Origin of the sequence: Acetobacter suratthaniensis (assembly GCF_017377745.1) — a bacterium.
In the GTDB taxonomy this organism is placed as follows: domain Bacteria; phylum Pseudomonadota; class Alphaproteobacteria; order Acetobacterales; family Acetobacteraceae; genus Acetobacter; species Acetobacter suratthaniensis.
Window position 1 is genome coordinate 80639 of record NZ_JAFVMG010000008.1, and the last position, 18757, is coordinate 99395.

An 18757-nucleotide genomic window follows, 5' to 3' on the forward strand; every position below is an offset into this window, starting at 1 on the left:
AAGACCTTGCGGCCACTCGGCATCAAAGCCTCGCTGGGGCTGGTTCAGCTCCTTGTCGCCAGTGCGTGTATCGTAGCCGGCCTGTATTCGGTTCACGGGCTAACGCTCGTCAACAACCGCATGGAAGAAATCAACAGCAAATCCCTGACCAGCATCAAAGCCATTGGCCCGATTGATGAGCTGCTGCGCACCTTCTACACCGCAGAAACCGAACAGCTTGCCGCCACCACCCCCGATGCGTTGCAAACGCAGTCCGCTCTTTCAGATGCGGTGGCGCAGGAAGTCACGGACACAATCGACGCCTATGCCCCCCTCGCACATTCCACGCGTGAACAAGCCCTGTACAGCGCACTCAAAGAGAAATGGGGCGCATACAAAACCGACCATGACGAAACATTCAAAAACTGGGCCGCCACCACCGAACGCACCAACGCCATAGCCGCAGGCACGCGCCTGCGCGATCTGGAGGAGAGCGTGTCCGCCGCACTGGCTGCCCTATCCACCTTCAATACCGAACAGGCTGTTGCCTACGCTCAGGATTCCAGAACCACCTACCAGACCACGCTCTGGCGCGTTTATTATGCCTACGCGGCCCTGTTTGCCATTATGGTGCTGTCGGGCGTGGTGGTCATCTACAATATCCTGCGCCCGCTACGGGCTATCAATATCCTGATAACCCGGCTGGCCGGTGGCGATACCCAGACCACTTCACGCTTTACCAACCGCCGGGACGAGATAGGCGCCATTGCCCGCTCACTGAACATATTCCGCGCAGGAATCATTGAGCAGCACCGGCTGGAACAGGAGGCCGAAGCCCAGCGCACACGCGCCGAAGCTGACCGGCTGGCCATCCAGACCAAAGCGGAAGACGCCGCAACCCAGCGCCTGCACCTTGCCACAAGCGGTCTGGCTACCGGGCTACGCCGTATGGCAGGAGGCGATCTGTCCTTTCAGATAGACAGGCATTTTTCAACCGAGTTCGAACCCCTGCGCCATGATTTCAACCAGTCACTTGAACAGCTTGCCGCCACGTTTTCCCAGATGTCTGATGCCGTACACACCATCAGCAACGGCACGCAGGAACTCGCCACCGGAGCAGACCACCTCGCCCGCCGCACGGAAACACAGGCCACCTCACTGGAACAGACTGCAACGGCCATTACCCAGATTACCAACAGCGTAGCGCAGGCCGCCCAACGCTCGGAAGAAGCCCGACAGATCGGCACACAGGCCCGCGAGGCCGCGGCTACATCCGCCAGAATTGTCCATGATACCGAAACCTCCATGCACCACATGGAAAGCGGCTCGGCCGAAATTGCTTCCATTGTGGACGTGATCGACAGCATTGCCTTTCAGACCAACGTGCTAGCCCTCAACGCCAGCGTGGAAGCCGCGCGGGCCGGAGAAGTCGGACGCGGCTTTGCCGTGGTAGCCAGCGAGGTGCGAGCACTGGCCCAGCGCAGCAGCGAGGCCGCGCGCGACATTCGGGGCCTGATCCAGAAAACTGTTTCCGATGTCAAAGAAGGTTCGGAACGTGTGCGCGAAAGCAGCCAGACCCTACGCACGATCACGGATTTTATCAGCCAGATCGCCGGACATCTGGACGCCATAGCCCACTCCGCTGCCGAGCAATCCTCCAGTCTTGCCTCCATCAACACGACCGTTACGCAGCTTGACCGCACAACCCAGCAAAACGCCGCGATGGGAGAAGAGTTTAACGCGACATCGCGCAGCCTTGCCGTAGAAAGTCAGAAACTCAACGAACTGGTACGCCAGTTTCTGCTGCCGCAGCATGCAGGTGCCGAAGAGACGCAAGCCCTCCTTTACCGCCAGCACGGCTAACACCCGCACCGCCCACAAAAAATGCCGAAGCCCCATACAGGACTCCGGCATTTTTCAGCATAGCCGACTGAAGAAGAGGCTAAAGCCTCAGCCTTCGGCGCCAGCAGGACGCATGCGTGCGATACGGTCAGGGTCATTCACCATGCCCGAACCACCAGCGCCACGCTTGATCTTGTCCACGTTTTCCATGCCTTCGATCACTTCACCCACAATGGTGTACTGGCCATCAAGGTGGGGGGAAGGCTCGAACATGATAAAAAACTGGCTGTTGGCGCTGTTCGGATCAGCCGTACGGGCCATACCGATGGTGCCACGCTCAAACTTGGCCTTGGTGGTGAATTCTGCGGGCAGATCGGGCAGGTCGCTGCCGTGCATGCCAGTACCCGTGGGGTCGCCACCCTGCGCCATAAATCCGGAAATTACCCGATGGAACGGCACGTTATCGTAAAAGCCCTGCTCGGCCAGAGTACGAATACGTTCCGCCGCCTTGGGCGCAATATCCGGCCGCAGGCGAATGACAACACGCCCTGCGGGCACATCCATGTAGATCAGGTCTTCAGTGGTATTTTCAGACATCAGGTTTCTCCTGTTGCGGATAACAGCAACACCCATGACACGTTATCGGTTTTCAACCCGCACGCATGGCCAGCCGCGCCAGAAGACGCGCCTGCGTGGCCGGTGTTACAAATTCAGAAATATCACCTTTGTAACTGGCGATTTCCTTGACCAGACGGGACGATATGAACTGGGTTCTTTCCGAAGCCATCAGAAAAACCGTTTCAATCCCGCCATCCAGCCTGCGATTGACGCCGCTCATCTGAATTTCATAGTCGAAATCAGACAAAACCCGCAGCCCCCGGAAAATCAGTGTCGCGCCATTGGCCCGCACGGCTTCCACCAGCAGGGAATGAAACGCCACCACCACAATTTCCGAGCCGGTGCGCTGGCGTATGGAAGGCAGAGCCTCCTCAACACAGAGCATGCGCTCATCCACAGGCATAAGCGGGTTTTTACCGGGATTATGAGCAACCCCGATCACCAGACGGTCAACCAGCCGTGCCGCGCGTTCGATCACATCCAGATGCCCGGTGGTAACCGGATCAAACGTCCCGGCGTAAAAACCGACCCGGCGCGCCACGGCAGGTCTGGCTATCATACGCCGGAATCCGCTCCATTTTCCTGAGCGCTATCCTCACCCTCATCATCCCCGTCATCCATAACGGGGAAAACGCTGGTCACGCGCTCGCTGTCATTCAGGCGCAGAACGGTCACGCCGCTGGCCTGACGGGACATGACCCGCACCTGATCAACCGGCACACGGATCAGGCGTCCGCCATCCGTCACCAGCATGACATCCGTACCCGCCAGCACCGGCAGGGTGGCAGCAACCTCGGTGCCCCGCTTGGAGGCCGAGAAAGTCATATTGGTAATACCCTGACCACCACGCCCGCTGACACGGTAATCATAGGCGGAAGAACGACGACCAAATCCGCCATCGCTCACCACCAGCAGGATTTCCTCCGCAGCTTCAAGCTGCGCAAAGCGCTCGGCAGACAAAGTAGTGGCCTCGGAGGCGGCTTCGTCCTCGCCCTCTTCCACCACGACAGCCAGATCCGCCTCATCACCGGCATCCTCTCCGGCTTCAGCGGCATTTTCTGCACGGCGGCGGGCATTGGCCATGCGCAGATAAGCACTGCGCTCCTCCACCGTGGCCTCGACATGGTTGAGCACGGCCAGACTGATCACCCGGTCACCCGAAGCAAGGCGGATACCCCGCACGCCCGAAGACCCACGCCCGGCAAAAACACGCAGCGTATCGTCGGTAATCTGGAAGCGGATGCAGCGTGCGCCCTTGGTAGCAAGGAAGACATCCTGCCCTTCACGGCAGGTCGCAACCCCGATCAGGCTATCGCCTTCATCGAGCTTCATCGCGATCATACCCGAGGAACGGATATTGCGGAAATCGCTCAGCCTGTTGCGGCGCACATGCCCGCTGGCCGTAGCAAAGACCAGGTGCAGGCTTTCCCACAGCCCTTCATCCTGCGGCAGGGGCAGCACGGCGGTAATATTGTCCCCGCCCAGATCAGGCAGCAGGTTTACCAGCGCACGCCCTTTGGCGGCTGGCCCGGCTTCGGGCAGACGCCAGACTTTCTCGCGATAGACCTTGCCGCCAGAAGAGAAGAACATCACCCATTGATGGGTGTGGGCATTGAAGGAACGTACCACAATATCATCGCCGCGCGTACCGGCCCCGGTACGGCCTCGGCCACCCCGGTTCTGGGCACGGAACACATCCAGCGGGGTGCGCTTGATAAAGCCATCGCGCGTGATGGTCACGACCATCTGCCCCGGCTCGATCAGGCTTTCATCGTCCTGATCGCCATCATATTCGGCAATATCGGTCATACGCGGCGTGGCCAGTTCGGCCCGGGCGCGCTGGAGTTCCTCGCACAGCACTTCCATGCGGCGGGGGCGGCTACCAATAATCAGCAGAAGTTCGTTGATACGGGTCGCAACATCCGACAGTTCCTGCTGGATCTTGTCGCGCTCAAGCCCGGTCAGGCGTTGCAGGCGCAGTTCCAGAATACCACGTGCCTGCGCTTCGGTCAGACGCACACGACCATCCACCACGACGTTGCCATCATCATGGATCAGCGCCAGCAGCGGCTCAATCTCGCCCGCATCCCACGTGGCGGACATCAGGGCTTCACGCGCACTGGCGGCATCGGGGGCGGCACGGATCAGAGCGATCACCGCATCAATATTGGCCACCGCAATGACCAGCCCCACCAGAATGTGCCCACGGTCACGCGCCTTGCCCAGTTCAAAGCGCGAACGGCGCAGAATGACTTCTTCACGGAAGGCGATAAACGCCTCCAGCACGTCTTTCAGGCCCATCAGGCGCGGCTGGCCACCATCGAGGGCCAGCATGTTCACGCCAAACGAGGTCTGAAGCTGGGTAAAGCGATAAAGCTGGTTCAGCACCACCTCGGGCGTTGCATCGCGCTTGATTTCGATCACCACGCGCATGCCCGAACGGTCGGACTCGTCGCGGATATCGGCAATGCCTTCGATCTGCTTGCCGCGCACCAGTTCGGCAATGCGCTCCTGCAAGGTGGCCTTGTTCACCTGATACGGAATTTCGCTGACCACAATGGCCTTGCGATCCTTACGGATTTCCTCAATCTCGGCCTTGGCGCGAATGATAATGGAGCCACGCCCAGTGGTATAAGCGCTACGGATACCCGAACGCCCCAGAATAGTACCCCCGGTGGGGAAATCCGGGCCGGGCACATGTTCCATCAGCTCTTCAAGCGACAGAGCCGGATTAGCCACCAGCGCCAGCGTGGCGTCTATCACCTCGGCCGGGTTATGCGTGGGAATATTGGTGGCCATACCCACGGCAATGCCGGTGGCACCATTGATCAGAAGATTAGGGAAAGCGGCTGGCAGAACCGTAGGCTCGTGCTCGCTTTCATCGTAGTTGGGCTGGAAATCAACCGTGTCGCGATCAATATCATCCAGCAAAAAGGTCGAAGACTTGGCCAGACGCGCTTCGGTGTAACGCATGGCGGCCGGGCTATCGCCATCGACCGAGCCAAAGTTACCCTGCCCGTCAATCAGGCGCACACGCATGGACCAAGACTGCGCCATACGCACCATGGCCTCGTAAATCGAGGAATCGCCATGCGGATGGTATTTACCCATCACATCACCCACCGCACGGGCAGACTTGCGATAAGGCTTGTCATGAGTAAACCCACTCTCGTGCATGGCGTACAGAATACGCCTGTGCACAGGTTTCAGACCGTCGCGCACATCGGGCAACGCGCGGCTGACAATGACCGACATCGCATAAGCGAGGTAGGAGGAACGCATTTCCTCCTCAATGGTCACGGGCAGCAGGTCTGAGGGTTCCGGTGATCCGGTTTGGTCAGAAATCTCGGTCAAGGTTCATCCGTTCCGTCAAACGGCGCGAGCATCACGCCTGGTCTGTCCGCAGGCCGGTTGCCACGGCTTGCATGACCTTGTTCTAGCACACAAAGGCCCACGCACCTAGCCTTTGCCAGAGCGTGAATTCCCTACGGCCTTGGCCGGGCAAGGCCCAGTGGGCCTTATGATATGGAAAAAACCTGAACAGGCCCGACCGGGCCAGGATGGGGGAGAGCACTCCCCCTTGAGCCACGCGCAGGTTCAGCGCGCGGCGTCATCCTTATCATCTTCAGCATTGTCGACTTCGTCAGAGCCGAGGTCACGCACCACTTCTGGCAGACGCAGAAGCGTATCAACGTGCATGGCGGTATCCAGAGCCGTATCAGCCTGAAAATGCAGTTCCGGCACCGTACGCAGGCGCAGGGTATGGGCAAGCTGCGTGCGCAGCCAAGGGGCTACCCGCTTGAGAGCAGGCAGCAGAACCTCAACATCGCTACGACCCAGACGGGTCACAAAAACCGTAGCATGCCGGAAATCGGGCGAAAGCCTGACTTCCGTCACAGTAATGGAAACACCGGACAGTTCGGGATCACGAAAAGCCGAACGCGCGAACACTTCGGCCAGCACACGGCGCACTTCCTCGCCTACGCGTAGCTGACGCTGTGAGGGGCCTGATGTTGAAAGACCGGCGAGATACCCCGCCGGTCCTCCAGTCTTGCCGCCAGTTCCGTTCCGTCGGCTCATGCCGGAACCAGTTCGCTTTCAAAGCACTCAACGACATCGCCTTCGCGCAGGTCATTATACCCGGCAAAAGACAGGCCGCATTCGTACGAGCGCGCCACTTCCTTGACATCGTCCTTGAAGCGCTTGAGCTGGCTCAGATCGCCTTCATGGATCACGACACCATCACGCAGCAGACGCACGCCACAGCCGCGCTTGACCACGCCTTCGGTAACGTAACAACCCGCGACCTTGCCGACCTTGCTGATTTCGAAAACCTTGCGGATTTCGGCATAGCCAAGGAACTTTTCGCGATGCTTGGGAGCCTGCTTGCCACGTACCAGCGCCTCTACATCATCCGCCACCTGATAGATGATGGAGTAGTAGCGGATATCCACGCCTTCACGCTGGGCAAGCTGGCGAGCCTGCACCGTGGCGCGCACATTGAACGCCACGATAACGGCGTCAGACGCCTTGGCAAGCTGCACGTCGCTTTCCGTAATCTGGCCGACCGAGGCGTTAAGAACGCGCACGCCCACTTCCTCATTGGCCAGTTTCAGCACCGTAACCTGAATGGCTTCTGCCGAACCCTGCACATCGGCCTTGATCAGAACGGAAACTTCCTTCTGATCGCCAGCCTGAATACGGGCCAGCATCTGGTCGAGCGTGCCACGGGCGGCAACCTGCCCGGCTACCTGATGTTCCTTGAGCTTACGTTGACGGAACTCGGAAATTTCGCGTGCGCGGTTTTCGTTTTCGACCACCACGAACGGCGCCCCGGCTGCCGGCACACCGGACAGACCAAGAATTTCCACCGGCATGGACGGGCCAGCCGCATCCACCTGTGCACCATGATCGTTGACCAGCGCACGGACACGGCCCCATTCGGAACCGGCCACAACAATGTCACCCTTGCGCAGGGTGCCCTTCTGCACCAGCACCGAAGCCACGGAACCGCGACCACGATCCAGACGGCTTTCGATCACGGAGCCTTCACCCGGACGATCGGGGTTGGCGCGCAGTTCGAGAATTTCCGCCTGCAGCAGAATGGCTTCTTCGAGCTTATCCAGACCCGTCCGCTTGAGAGCGGAAACCTGAATGTCCTGCACATCGCCACCAAGAGATTCCACCACGATTTCGTGCTGGAGCAGTTCCTGGCAGACCCGCTCAGGCTTGGCGCCGGGCTTGTCGATCTTGTTGATGGCAACAATCATCGGCACGTTCGCAGCCTTGGCGTGCTTGATGGCTTCGATCGTCTGCGGCATCACGCCGTCATCCGCCGCCACCACCAGCACCACCACGTCCGTCATGGATGCACCACGGGCACGCATGGCGGTAAACGCTTCATGTCCGGGCGTATCGAGGAAGGTGATCTTCGAACCCGAAGCCAGCGTGACCTGATAGGCACCGATATGCTGGGTAATGCCACCCGCTTCGCCAGCCGCCACATCCGTGGTGCGCAGCGCATCGAGCAGAGAGGTCTTGCCGTGATCGACATGACCCATGACCGTAACCACAGGCGCACGCAGAATCATCTCGTCGGGGGTATCTTCCACACCCTCGATACCCAGTTCCACGTCTGCTTCAGACACGCGGCGCACACGGTGGCCGAATTCTTCCACCACGAGTTCCGCCGTATCGGCATCGATCGACTGGGTGACGGTTGCCATGACACCCATTTTCATGAGCGCCTTGATCACCTCGCCCTGACGGGCGGCCATACGGTTGGCCAGTTCCTGCACGGTAATCGTTTCGGGCAGGATAACGTCACGCACCACCTTGACCTGATCGGAGCGCAAGCGTTCCAGTTCGGCCTGACGGCGTTCACGTTCACGCTGACGGCGCACGGAGGCGAGCGAACGGGTCTTGTCGTCATCCCCCTCGATCGCGGCCTGCACGTCAATACGACCGGCACGACGCCCACCACCAGTATCACCCTTGCGGCCACCGCTGTTGTTCTTGCGGTTGCTGGGCATGACCTTGCGTGCAGGGCTACGGCGTGGCTCGTCCTCGGTTTCCATGCCACGACCACTACGCAGGCGCAGGGTCTGGGCGGCACCGTCCTTGTCAGTTGCACCGGCGGCATCGGCTGCCGGACGGGCAGCAGGTGCCGGTGTCGGACGCAGCGGCTTGGCAGGCATGATAGCGCGCTCGGCCAGCGGGCGCAGGCGACCAACTGGCGGTGCCAGCGTGACTTCACCCGGGATAGGCACGGCCGAGACAACGGGCGCCTTCATTTCAAGCGGCCGAATCGCATCAATCCGGGCCTTGCGCTCCGCATCTTCTGCGGCCTCACGTTCGGCCTGCGCATCCTCGGCGGCGCGCTTGTCTTCCTCTTCCTTGCGGCGGGCTTCTTCCGCTGCGGACAGGATACGGATCTTTTCGGCTTCGCGCTGGGCAGCCTCGCGCTGGGCAGCCAGTTCCGCTTCTTTCTTCTGTTCGTCCAGCACGCGCTGACGCATGGCCAGTTCGGCCGCTGTCAGCGTCCGTCCTGCACCTGCACGCGCACCGCCCGAACGACCGCCCGCGCTGGCAGGGTTAGGGCCACGCTTTTTGCGTACCTCAACCTGCACAACCTTGGAGCGGCCATGACTGAAACTCTGTCGCACGGACCCGGCATCGACCGTACGCCCGACCTCCGAACGTCCTGCCGGCCGAAGGGACAGACGTCCCTTGCCCTGATCCTGATCCTTGCCTTCGCTCATTGATCCGCCTGTTCAAACCCGTCCGCCGGAAAGGTCCGGTGAACCCAGGGAGCGCGCTTGCGCCACTCCCGTAAAACGCTTGTTTTCACAACACAACCGCGTAGCCAGCCCGCCGGCAGCCAGCGCCACATTCACGACCCGCTCACGCCCGAAAACCTTCGCAAGATCTTCGGAAGTCAACGTATCGACTACAGGAGTATCCCGCCGCCCTGAAAGCAGGCGTTCCAGCTCCTCATGGCTTCCATCCTGTGCGTGAACCACAACACCAGCTTTACGCTGGGTTACCCATTCACGCGCCTTGACGAAGCCACTGACCGCCTGACCGGCTCTTCGCGCCAGCCCGACAACCTCGATCATTCTCCGGGCCAGACCCACCTCTACTTGAGAGAGCAGATCCTCCGGCACAACCACCTGTGCACGCGCCGCTCGGGAGAAGACTCCCTTGGCGCGGGCTTGTTCTATCACATCCCGCCGGGCGCTCAACCAGATTCCCCGGCCCGGCAGACGTGCATCCAGATCAGGCACCACAACTCCGGCGGGTGAGAGCGCAAACCGAACCATCAGTTCGGGCAACCCCTGCTCACGCGTCAGAGCACAACGCCTATGACTGGCTTTCCTTTCATCCGCAAGGGTCAGGGCCTCAGGCCCATCCCCCTCGGGGTGGCTGTCCACACTCACTCCGGCTTCAGCCTTCAGGCTTCGCCGTCCTGATTCTCAGGGGACTTTTCTGCGTCACCATCAAACCAGTGCGCTCGTGCTGCCATGACAATTTCGTTGGCGGCTTCTTCATCAACGGCATCAGCCCCGAGAAGCTCAACCAGTTCATCACCTGCCAGATCGGCCAAGTCGTCGAGGCTTTTTACACCCTTTTCGCCCAAAGTCACAAGCATCTGATTCGTAAAGACGCCGAGACCGGCAATCTCATCGACCACACCGAGCTCACGACGGCGCTCATCCAGCTTTTCTTCCTGCCTGACCAGATAGGCCTCGGCACGCTGCATCAGCTCCTGCACAACCGATTCGTCAAAACCTTCGATTCCCCCCAGTTCATCGGGGTCGGCATATGCCAGTTCCTCGACGCTGTGGTAGCCTTCGGTCACGAGCAGGCCCGCGATCACGTCATCCACATCCAGCGCTTCAACAAACTGCGCGGTGCGGCGGCGGAACTCTTCCTGACGGCGCTCGGATTCCTCGGCTTCGGTCAGAATGTCGATATCCCAGCGGGTAAGCTGGCTGGCCAGACGCACGTTCTGACCACGACGGCCGATAGCAAGGGAGAGCTGGTCATCGGGCACGACAACCTCGACACGCCCGGCTTCCTCATCCATCACCACCTTGCTGACTTCAGCCGGAGCCAGCGCGTTCACCACGAAGGTAGCGGCCTGCGGGCTCCACGGAATGATGTCGATTTTTTCGCCCTGCAGCTCGGCCACAACCGCCTGCACGCGTGAACCGCGCATACCCACGCAGGCACCGACCGGGTCGATCGACGCATCCCGCGAGATCACGGCCATTTTCGCACGCGAACCGGGGTCACGCGCCACAGCCTTGATTTCGATGATGCCGTCATAGATTTCCGGCACTTCCTGCGCGAACAGCTTGGCCAGGAAGGCAGGATGCGTGCGGGACAGGAAAACCTGCGGGCCACGCGGCTCGTCACGCACATCGTAGATATAGGCACGCACGCGGTCAGAGTTGCGGAACGTCTCGCGGGGGATCAGCTCATCGCGGCGCAGCAGGGCTTCGGCGGAACCGATCTCAACCAGCAGGTTGCCATATTCGGTACGCTTGACCGTGCCGTTGACGATTTCGCCCACGCGGTCCTTGAATTCGTTGTACTGGCGCTTGCGCTCGTATTCACGCACGCGCTGGACAATCACCTGCTTGGCGGTCTGGGCCGCGATACGCCCGAAATCAATCGGGGGCAGCGGGTCGATCAGATATTCGCCAGCCTGAATTTCAGGGCGAAAACGCTGCGCGATCGACAGGGCGATCTGCGTATCTTCATTTTCGACCAGATCCACCACTTCCGTCCAGCGGGACAGGCGGACTTCGCCGGAGCGACGGTCGATCGTGGCGCGAATATCCTTTTCGTGCCCGTATTTGGCGCGTCCGGCCTTCTGGATGGCCTGCTCCATGGCCTCCAGAACCTCTTCACGCTCAATGCCCTTCTCGCGGGAGACGGCATCCGCCACCAGCAGCAGTTCAGGACGGGAAACAGAGGTATCCATGCTCTCAGCTCTCCAAAACAGGCAGCGCCATCAATGCACCTTGCGACCAGACGGGCCAGAGGCCTGCGGCCCCGCCCCATCCATGTCTGTATCATCCTGCCCGTCAGCCCCGGGGGTATTTTCCCCTGAGGCAGGGCGGGCCATATGCGCGCTGGCCTCGATCAGCGCATCGGTCAGAACCAGACGTGCGCGGCGAATTTCGCCCAGCGGCAGCGCCACTTCCGAACCATCATCCAACCGCAGCCGTGCGGCCGTACCGTCGGACCCCAGCACCACACCGGCAAAACGCCTGCGACCATCAAGCGGCACAAGCATTTCGGCACGGGCCTGATGGCCAGCAAACCGCTCCCAATCCTTGGCGCGAGTCAGCGGGCGGTCAATCCCTGCGGACGACACTTCGAGCGTCCATGCACCGGGAATCGGGTCTTCCACGTCGAGAACCGCACCGACTGCATGGCTGATGCGCTCGCAGTCCTCAACACTGATAAGCGAACCATCGGCCCGGTCAGCCATGATCTGCACGGTCGGGCGCTCACGCCCGAGCACCGCCACGCGCACGATCTCATACCCCATTGCCTCAACAGCAGGGGAAATCATGGCGGCAAGGCGGCCTTCAAGGCCACCATGAGCGGAAAGATCTGTGTCCAATGCAAAATCAGGCGGCCCGTCAAGGCCACCCCCCGAAGCTTTAACTAAATTGAAGAAGGATGACGCTCTCTCTAGAACACATGCCATCAAACCGCAAGGGAAAGAAAAAACTGCCTTGGGGTGCTACAATATCGCCATGATTTTGGCATGATGATGCTGCATATCTGCAACGGCCCAGCGTAGAGGCAGAGAACACGCATGAACAGACTGGCCGACCCTACGCCAACACCCCAGCCAGCCGCTCAGCATGGTAACAGACGTACAGTCCTGCTTGGTGTGGCATTCTGCCTTATGGCCGCAGGCTGGGCTGGCTTTCACGCCATGGCCCCCGGCCCACAGGCCGATACCGCACAGAATGAAGCACCGCAGAGCTACTCCAGCATACCACTCCCCCTGATCGCGCCCGAACAGGCCGCAAAAGCCCTCGCGGATTCAGGTTACTCAGCGCAGGAGCAGGCGGATATTCTGGCAGCCGTCAAACGCCGCGACCTGCGCCTGCTGGCCATGCCACTTTACGATGCCGCCGGTACAGGGGGCACGGTAAACGTGATCTGCGGCCCCTGGCAGCGCACCGTACCGCTGACCACCACCCCTACAACGGTCATCCTGCCCATTGCCAAGGTGGGTAGCGTGGATATTGTAGGGCTTTCATCCCATGGAGTAACGGGTATCAACGGCGGGGTTATCACCTCTTTTGGCCCGCAGGTTCTGCCGCCTCTCTCCAACGGGCAACATCTGCATGCCTTGGTTAGCGCACAATGAAAGACCTTATGCCCACGCTGAACCGGTTCATGCCGCTGATGATGGTCATCTTTCTGGTGCTGGCCAGCATCCAGATCGCCATTTCGCTGCATCTGTCGTTGCATGGCCTTATACACGTTCTGCAATGGGGAGCTGCCCTGTGGCCTGTGCTAGCTGCGATCGGGCTGGCGCTGAGCATTGCCGGTCTTCTGTTTGAAACGCGTGCTGAACAAATTGCCCGCAAGGGCCTTCTTCGCAGACGGGGCTTTATCATGGATGTTCTTGCCAGACTGACCAACCGCGCCGCCCTCGAAGAAATGCTGGCGCGCGAGCAGCGTGAAACCACAATCGATGCCGAGGTTCTGGCGGCAAACCTGCGCGCACGCGTGATCGGGCAGGATCAGGTATGCGAAGATATGGCAACCCAGCTGCGCCGCCGTCTGGCGTTGCAGGTGCGCGGCAAGCCCGTGGGTATTTTTCTGCTGGCTGGCCCGCCCGGCACCGGCAAAACCTATCTGGCCAAGCAGTTGGCCCGCCAGCTTGAGCGCCCGCTGCTGCATTTCGACATGACCCAGATGAGCAGCCCCCATGCGGCAACCCAGCTTTTTGGCTCACCCAAGGGCTATGTCGGCTCCGATACCTACGGCAAGCTGACCGGCGGCCTGCAGGAAAAACCCGATGCCGTGGTGCTGCTCGATGAAATCGAAAAAGCCCACCCGGATGTGTTCAAGAAATTCCTGACCGCATGGAACGACGGCCACGTAACCGAAGCCTCTACCGGGCAGCAGGTCTCCACTGTGCGGGCCATTTTCATCCTGACCTCCAATATCGCTACGGAAGCGCTGGCCGATATTGCCCGCCGCCTGCAAGAAGACCCCGACCGTATGCGGGCCGAATCGGTGGAAGCGCTGCGTCAGGCGGGTTTTGCCCCCGAAGTGCTGAACCGGCTTGATCGTATTTTTGTTTTCCGCCCGCTACAGGGACTCGACATTGCCCGTGTCGCGGCACTGGAAATCGAAAACATGATCGAAAGCTACGGCCTGAAGGTCGAGGCAGGCGGGATCGACGCCGCCCTGCTGATGGACATCATGCGCCGCATGAGCCGGATGGGCGATGGCGCCTCTGCCCGCGATCTGGCGCGTGGCGTGGAAGACATGATCAGCGAATCGCTGATCATCGCCCGCCAGCAGGGAGCAAGCATGGTACGTCTGGTGAAGGAAGAAGACGGCACAGTGGTAGCCAAGACCGCAGGGGGCAGTCGGTCAGACGCCCTGACACCGCGCCTGACACCCTGATGCCCTCCCCCACCCCGCTGTTTGTTTTGCCCGCGCGCCCGCGCGCCCGTTCCTAGGTTTACCGGATGTCCGCTTTCACCCGCTTGTGGCGTCGTGCGCCGCTATGGCGCGCTACCGTACTGGCTACCGGCGCAACCACCGTACTCAGCTTTTTACTCCCCGCCCCCGCATGGCTTACCCATAGCGTGCCTGCCTATACCGGCCTGACAGCGCGTATCCAGAACGCGCTGGGCATGGGCGAACAGAACGATACCGATGATGACGCACTGCACGTGCGCGATGATCACCGCACGATGTCCGTACCGCCTGTGGATGCGCAGATGGAGGGACGGGTTTCGTTTATCGGCAAGGAAATTCCGCTGCCTGCGGGCAAGTGGCACCCGCTGCTGAGCTATCAGGATGATCTTGCCCACGGCGAGATGATGACCTCGCTCTATGTGCGCACAAATGATGGTATCGTTACCGGACTGCTGATCATGCAGGGCACGTCCCAGTCCCTGCCTATGGTGGACACCATGGGCATTCAGCAGCAATGCACCAGCTCTTTTGCGTTCATGACCCACTCACAACCGATCAATAGCAATTACTCAGAATGCTGGCTGACATCGCCCATACGCATCGTGAACGGATTTTTCCTGACATCTGATCCGGCCCTGCAGAGGCTGCTCAGTTCGCCCTTCTTTATCCCTGCTGCTGTCGAACGGCTGAATATTCTCGGTTATACGCTGCCTAACGTGCTGGTAGATGCCGCATGGAACCGGATTGAAAAGCAGGAGCCTGATTCCCGCGCCGATTTTCTGAGCGTACACCTGCTCACCAGCCCCGCCCAGCCCGGCGATGCCCGTGCCCCCGGCGCACTGGAAGACTGGTCACGCAGCGGCATGCGGGATTCCGCCGCTGTTTCTGATTTTGTGCAGCGCACCAATGACTGGATTGAGGGGTGGGCCCCCTATCTGCTTCAGGCTTTTGAAGACAAGCCCGTGACACCGCCCCATTCAGCCGCGGAAGATCCGGGCTTCAGGGGCTGATGCCGTTGCAGCCTCAGGCTGCTGCAGAGGGTTGCCCTGTTGCGGGATCATCGCGCAGCACATCGGCTGATACATCAATCAGGAAGTCCAGCACGGTGCGGGTACGCAACGGCAGCGTGCGCGGGCCGGTATGCACAGCATAGAACGGCAAAGACGGGATGTTCCAATCTGGAAAAAGCCGGACTAGACGGCCTTCCCTAAGGGCATCACGCACCTGAAAATGTGGCAGAAGCCCGATCCCGAGCCCTGATTCTACTGCGTACAGCACAGCCTCGCTGGTATTGGCGCGAAACACGGCGCTTGGGGCGATCACGCTTTCCTCGCCATCACGCTCGAAGTTCCAGTCCAGCCAGCTACTGCCATAATTATAGACAACACCGGGGTAATTGGTCAGTTCGCGCGGGTGTTCGGGCATATGATAGCGCGCCATGCACTCGGGCGATGCCACCAGACATTTGCGCACCATACCCAGCTTGCGGGCGATGAGTGAGCCCACGGCGATTTCGCCTACGCGCACCGCCAGATCAAGCCCTTCCTCCACCAGATCGCCAAAGGCATCGCGCATCACGATCTCGACCGACAGATCAGGATGACGGTCAAACAGTTCGCCCAGCCTGCGACTCAGGCACAGGCCGAACGCCGTTGTAACCCCCAGCCGCACCAGACCGGAAACCGAGGCGCGCCTGCGGCCCAGAACGGTTTCCGCCGTTTCAAGAATTTCCAGCACTTCATAGGCATGGGGCAGAAGGCTTCGGCCATCTTCCGTCATGGTCAGGCTGCGGGTGGTACGGGCGAACAGCGTCGTGCCGTAATGGCTCTCAAGCAGGGCGATATGCCGCGAAATCGTCGGCTGGCTGACGCCCGTCTCGCGTGAGACAGCGGAAAAAGAGCCTGTTGCGGCAACGCGCACAAAGCTGTGGAGCGCAGAAAGTAGGTCCATGGATACCCGGTCTATTCCCCAGAACGCGGCCAGACCAGCACAATGCCGCCCAATCCGCCGGACCCTGCCGCGCCTGCCCTACTTTATTCCATGGTGCAGCAACGGATCCGCCCCCCTGCCCGCCCCAAAAAAAAACCAGAGGCCGCAAGTCCGGTACGCTCCTGTTTTGCAGCAAGCGGGAATGCGAGACAATACGCTCGCACCCCGCCTTGCCCCATATGGCCCATGCGCCAGACGCATAAGCCAGACCGTTTAACCTAGCGCCGCCGCGTATGGGGCGAGGCCAGCTTGCGTTCCGCCATACGGGCCAAGCGCACAAAAGGCAGTCCCAGCAGAAGATAGGCCAGCCCGACCATAATCCCGGTTCCAAAATAATCGAAATAGGTGGAAGACAGGCGGATATAGGTCTGTGTCAGTTCGGTCAGCGTAATAACACTGACCAGCGACGAGTCCTTAAGCAGGGAAATGAAGTCATTGGTCATGATCGGCATAACCAGCCTGAAGGCCTGCGGCACCACCACATAACGCAGGGCCTGAGCATGCGTCATGTTCAGGGCCATTGCGGCTTCCGTCTGCCCGAACGCTACAGACTGCAGCCCAGCCCGATAATTCTCGGCCTCATAAGCCGCATAGTTCATGCCCAGACTGATCACCCCGGCCACGAAGGGCGTGAGATTCACCCCACATTGCGGCAGACCGTAAAAAATCAGCAGCACCTGAATAAGCAGGGGCGTGCCACGCACGATCTCCACATAACAGGCGGCCAGCCAGGCCAGCGGGGCCGGGCCATACAACCGCACCAGCGCCAGAAGCAGCCCCAGAGCTACCGCCAGCACCATGGCGCTGAGCGAGACCAGCAGGGTCAGCCAGGCAGCACGGAGCAACTGCGGGATAAAGCCCACATAGCGCTCAAGCCGCACGCGCCAGCCGGTTTTGCCCTGAATTTCGGCCACGTAAGCAGAAAACGCGGTGGGCGGTATATCCAGAACACTGTCATCACCAGTCAGCTTGGCCATTTCGGGGGTCCACAGGTCCCACCGCGCCAGCACGCGATGGAGCGTGCCATCCGCCCGCATGGCGGCCAGCGCCGCATTAACCCGCCCGCGCAGGGCCTCGTTCTGCCCCTTGGGGAACGCGATACCGTATTCCACCCGCCCGATGGGTTCGCCCACAACATGCAGGTCAGGATTGGTATCGCCATAATATTTGGCGATGGGGCCATCAAGCAGAACCGCGTCCGTGCGACCGTTCACAAGGTCCATGAACGCATCGCTTTCCTCTTCATAGGTGCGCAGTTCCACATTGGGATTGCGCCCCAGAATCTGCGAAGCCTGCGTGTCCTTGAGCGTCCCCACGACATGGCCTGAAAGCGAGGCCAGCGTGGTAAGCTGAGGCCCTTTGCGGCGGACGGTCAGCCGTTCAGACGTAACATAATAGGGGTCGCTGAAGTCGATCGAATCGGCATGTTCGGCGGTCATCTCGATGCCGCAGATGACCATGTCATACAGGCCACGCTGCAGGCCGGGGATCAGACCATCCCAGTCATTCTGTATGAACTGGAACGGCACGCCCATATGCCGCTGCATTTCCTGCATCAGGTCATATTCGAAGCCGGTCAGCCGTTCAGGGTTGGCGGGATCGTGAAACGTATAGGGCACATCGGCTGAGGAATCGGCGGCCCAGCGCACGGTCTGCTGGGCTGCGGGCTTGTCTTCCGCCGCCGTAGCCCGGCCACCGGGCAGAACCCCTACAGCAACAAGGCAGACCATAAGCACCAGTGCGACTGCCCGCAGGGCTGCGCCCCATACTGGAGCAGGCAGGGCATCGTGGCCCGCAGGCATGCCGGAGATAGGCCCACAAACACCATCATGCGCACAAACAGGCATAAGGGAGCGCCTCATAATACGGTTCTCAGAAAACGTCGGGTGCGTTCATCCTGCGGATTAACGAACAGTTCCTCTGGGGGTGCTGCCTCCACCACATGCCCGGCATCCATGTAAATGACCGTATCCGAGGCAAGGCGGGCAAACCGCATATCATGAGTCACGACAATCTGGGTCATGCCTTCATCATCCAGCGTGCGCATGACCCCCAGCACTTCCTCAGCCACGATAGGATCGAGGGCGGAAGTCGGTTCGTCATACAACATGATTTCGGGGCGCATGGCCAAGGCACGCGCAATGGCGGCACGCTGCTGCTGCCCGCCGGACAGCGAGACCGGGTATCGCCCGGCCACCTGACCCAGCCCGACTTTTTCTAGCAGGGCCATAGCCTCATCCCGCATGGTGGCGGTGCGCTCACCCTTGACCACGCGCGGCGCCAGCAGAACGTTGTCCAGAACTGTCAGGTGTGGAAACAGGTTAAAGCTCTGGAACACCATGCCCACATGGGTTCTAAGCTTATGGGCCGCGTGCTCATCCGCCCGCCGCCAAGGCCCACCATCGCGCGTAATGCTGACACCCAGCACACTCACACGCCCACGGTCGGGTCTTTCAAGAAAATTCAGACAGCGTAGGAATGTGGATTTACCACATCCAGAAGGGCCGATGATGGACACCAACTCCCCTTCTCGCACTTCGATCGAAACCCCGGCGAGAATAATATCTTCGCCAAAGCTTTTATGGATCTGCTCTGCGTGCAGAACAACGGGGTCTTCAACGCAAACCACCGGCCC

Annotated in this window: 15 protein-coding genes; 4 read left to right on the forward strand and 11 right to left on the reverse strand. The window is 60.4% G+C overall.

The features are described 5' to 3' along the window. Positions 1 to 6 precede the first annotated feature (6 nt). On the forward strand, positions 7 to 1842 hold the full coding sequence (locus J2D75_RS08975) for a HAMP domain-containing methyl-accepting chemotaxis protein (protein WP_207854450.1): 1836 nt from the start codon (positions 7 to 9) through the stop codon (positions 1840 to 1842). A gap of 87 nt (positions 1843 to 1929) precedes the next feature. On the opposite strand, the gene J2D75_RS08980 is transcribed toward J2D75_RS08975, so the two are convergent. The 8 genes from J2D75_RS08980 to rimP all read right to left on the reverse strand — a co-directional run bounded on the left by J2D75_RS08980 (position 1930) and on the right by rimP (position 12079). Then, positions 1930 to 2418, reverse strand: a complete 489-nt coding sequence (locus J2D75_RS08980) for a peptidylprolyl isomerase (RefSeq protein ID WP_207854452.1) — start codon at positions 2416 to 2418, stop codon at positions 1930 to 1932. 52 nt (positions 2419 to 2470) lie between these two features. Further along, the gene (gene coaD / locus J2D75_RS08985) at positions 2471 to 2998 is read right to left on the reverse strand and encodes a pantetheine-phosphate adenylyltransferase (protein ID WP_207854453.1); all 528 of its coding nucleotides are present in this window, start codon (positions 2996 to 2998) and stop codon (positions 2471 to 2473) included. Continuing rightward, positions 2995 to 5793 carry a DNA gyrase subunit A gene (gene gyrA, locus J2D75_RS08990; RefSeq protein WP_207854454.1) on the reverse strand — a complete coding sequence of 933 codons (2799 nt, stop codon included), beginning with the start codon at positions 5791 to 5793 and terminating at the stop codon, positions 2995 to 2997. Before gyrA ends, coaD begins: the two co-directional genes overlap by 4 nt. 243 nt (positions 5794 to 6036) lie before the next feature. Next, complete coding sequence (gene rbfA / locus J2D75_RS08995; protein WP_207854456.1) at positions 6037 to 6519, reverse strand: 30S ribosome-binding factor RbfA; 483 nt, start codon at positions 6517 to 6519, stop codon at positions 6037 to 6039. Further along, entirely contained in the window at positions 6516 to 9200 is a 2685-nt protein-coding gene (gene infB, locus J2D75_RS09000; RefSeq protein WP_207854458.1) for a translation initiation factor IF-2, read from the reverse strand. The genes rbfA and infB overlap by 4 nt, the downstream gene beginning before the upstream one ends. A 12-nt stretch (positions 9201 to 9212) precedes the next feature. Continuing rightward, a complete protein-coding gene (locus J2D75_RS09005) occupies positions 9213 to 9878 on the reverse strand; it encodes an RNA-binding protein (protein WP_265782984.1) in 666 nt (221 codons plus the stop codon). Positions 9879 to 9892: 14 nt separating this feature from the next. Next, positions 9893 to 11431, reverse strand: a complete 1539-nt coding sequence (nusA, locus tag J2D75_RS09010; protein ID WP_207854459.1) for a transcription termination factor NusA — start codon at positions 11429 to 11431, stop codon at positions 9893 to 9895. A 30-nt stretch (positions 11432 to 11461) separates the two neighbouring features. Continuing rightward, positions 11462 to 12079, reverse strand: a complete 618-nt coding sequence (gene rimP, locus J2D75_RS09015) for a ribosome maturation factor RimP (protein ID WP_265782983.1) — start codon at positions 12077 to 12079, stop codon at positions 11462 to 11464. Between the two features lie 198 nt (positions 12080 to 12277). On the opposite strand from rimP, the gene J2D75_RS09020 reads away from it, so the two are divergent. From J2D75_RS09020 to J2D75_RS09030, 3 genes are all read left to right on the forward strand, one after another. Next, positions 12278 to 12841 (forward strand): hypothetical protein, encoded by a 564-nt coding sequence (locus J2D75_RS09020; protein WP_207854463.1) that lies wholly within the window; start codon positions 12278 to 12280, stop codon positions 12839 to 12841. Then, complete coding sequence (locus tag J2D75_RS09025) at positions 12838 to 14115, forward strand: AAA family ATPase (RefSeq protein ID WP_207854471.1); 1278 nt, start codon at positions 12838 to 12840, stop codon at positions 14113 to 14115. The genes J2D75_RS09020 and J2D75_RS09025 overlap by 4 nt, the downstream gene beginning before the upstream one ends. A 65-nt stretch (positions 14116 to 14180) precedes the next feature. Next, positions 14181 to 15143: a hypothetical protein gene (locus J2D75_RS09030; RefSeq protein ID WP_207854473.1), complete on the forward strand. Its 963-nt coding sequence runs from the start codon at positions 14181 to 14183 to the stop codon at positions 15141 to 15143. Between the two features lie 13 nt (positions 15144 to 15156). Here the strand turns inward: J2D75_RS09030 and J2D75_RS09035 are convergent, their stop codons facing one another. From J2D75_RS09035 to J2D75_RS09045, 3 genes are all read right to left on the reverse strand, one after another. Then, positions 15157 to 16083 (reverse strand): LysR family transcriptional regulator, encoded by a 927-nt coding sequence (locus J2D75_RS09035; protein ID WP_207854475.1) that lies wholly within the window; start codon positions 16081 to 16083, stop codon positions 15157 to 15159. 257 nt (positions 16084 to 16340) lie between these two features. After that, the gene (locus J2D75_RS09040; protein WP_243428646.1) at positions 16341 to 17852 is read right to left on the reverse strand and encodes an ABC transporter substrate-binding protein/permease; all 1512 of its coding nucleotides are present in this window, start codon (positions 17850 to 17852) and stop codon (positions 16341 to 16343) included. Positions 17853 to 17980: 128 nt separating this feature from the next. Continuing rightward, a complete protein-coding gene (locus tag J2D75_RS09045) occupies positions 17981 to 18751 on the reverse strand; it encodes an amino acid ABC transporter ATP-binding protein (RefSeq protein WP_341534972.1) in 771 nt (256 codons plus the stop codon). Positions 18752 to 18757: the final 6 nt, after the last annotated feature.

Coding starts and splice junctions, on each gene's coding strand:
- J2D75_RS08980 (WP_207854452.1), bottom strand. CDS start 2,418: ATGTCTGAAAATACCACTGAAGACCTGATCTACATGGATGTGCCCGCA.
- coaD (WP_207854453.1), bottom strand. CDS start 2,998: ATGATAGCCAGACCTGCCGTGGCGCGCCGGGTCGGTTTTTACGCCGGG.
- rbfA (WP_207854456.1), bottom strand. CDS start 6,519: ATGAGCCGACGGAACGGAACTGGCGGCAAGACTGGAGGACCGGCGGGG.
- infB (WP_207854458.1), bottom strand. CDS start 9,200: ATGAGCGAAGGCAAGGATCAGGATCAGGGCAAGGGACGTCTGTCCCTT.
- nusA (WP_207854459.1), bottom strand. CDS start 11,431: ATGGATACCTCTGTTTCCCGTCCTGAACTGCTGCTGGTGGCGGATGCC.
- J2D75_RS09020 (WP_207854463.1), top strand. CDS start 12,278: ATGAACAGACTGGCCGACCCTACGCCAACACCCCAGCCAGCCGCTCAG.
- J2D75_RS09025 (WP_207854471.1), top strand. CDS start 12,838: ATGAAAGACCTTATGCCCACGCTGAACCGGTTCATGCCGCTGATGATG.
- J2D75_RS09030 (WP_207854473.1), top strand. CDS start 14,181: ATGTCCGCTTTCACCCGCTTGTGGCGTCGTGCGCCGCTATGGCGCGCT.
- J2D75_RS09035 (WP_207854475.1), bottom strand. CDS start 16,083: ATGGACCTACTTTCTGCGCTCCACAGCTTTGTGCGCGTTGCCGCAACA.
- J2D75_RS09040 (WP_243428646.1), bottom strand. CDS start 17,852: ATGGTCTGCCTTGTTGCTGTAGGGGTTCTGCCCGGTGGCCGGGCTACG.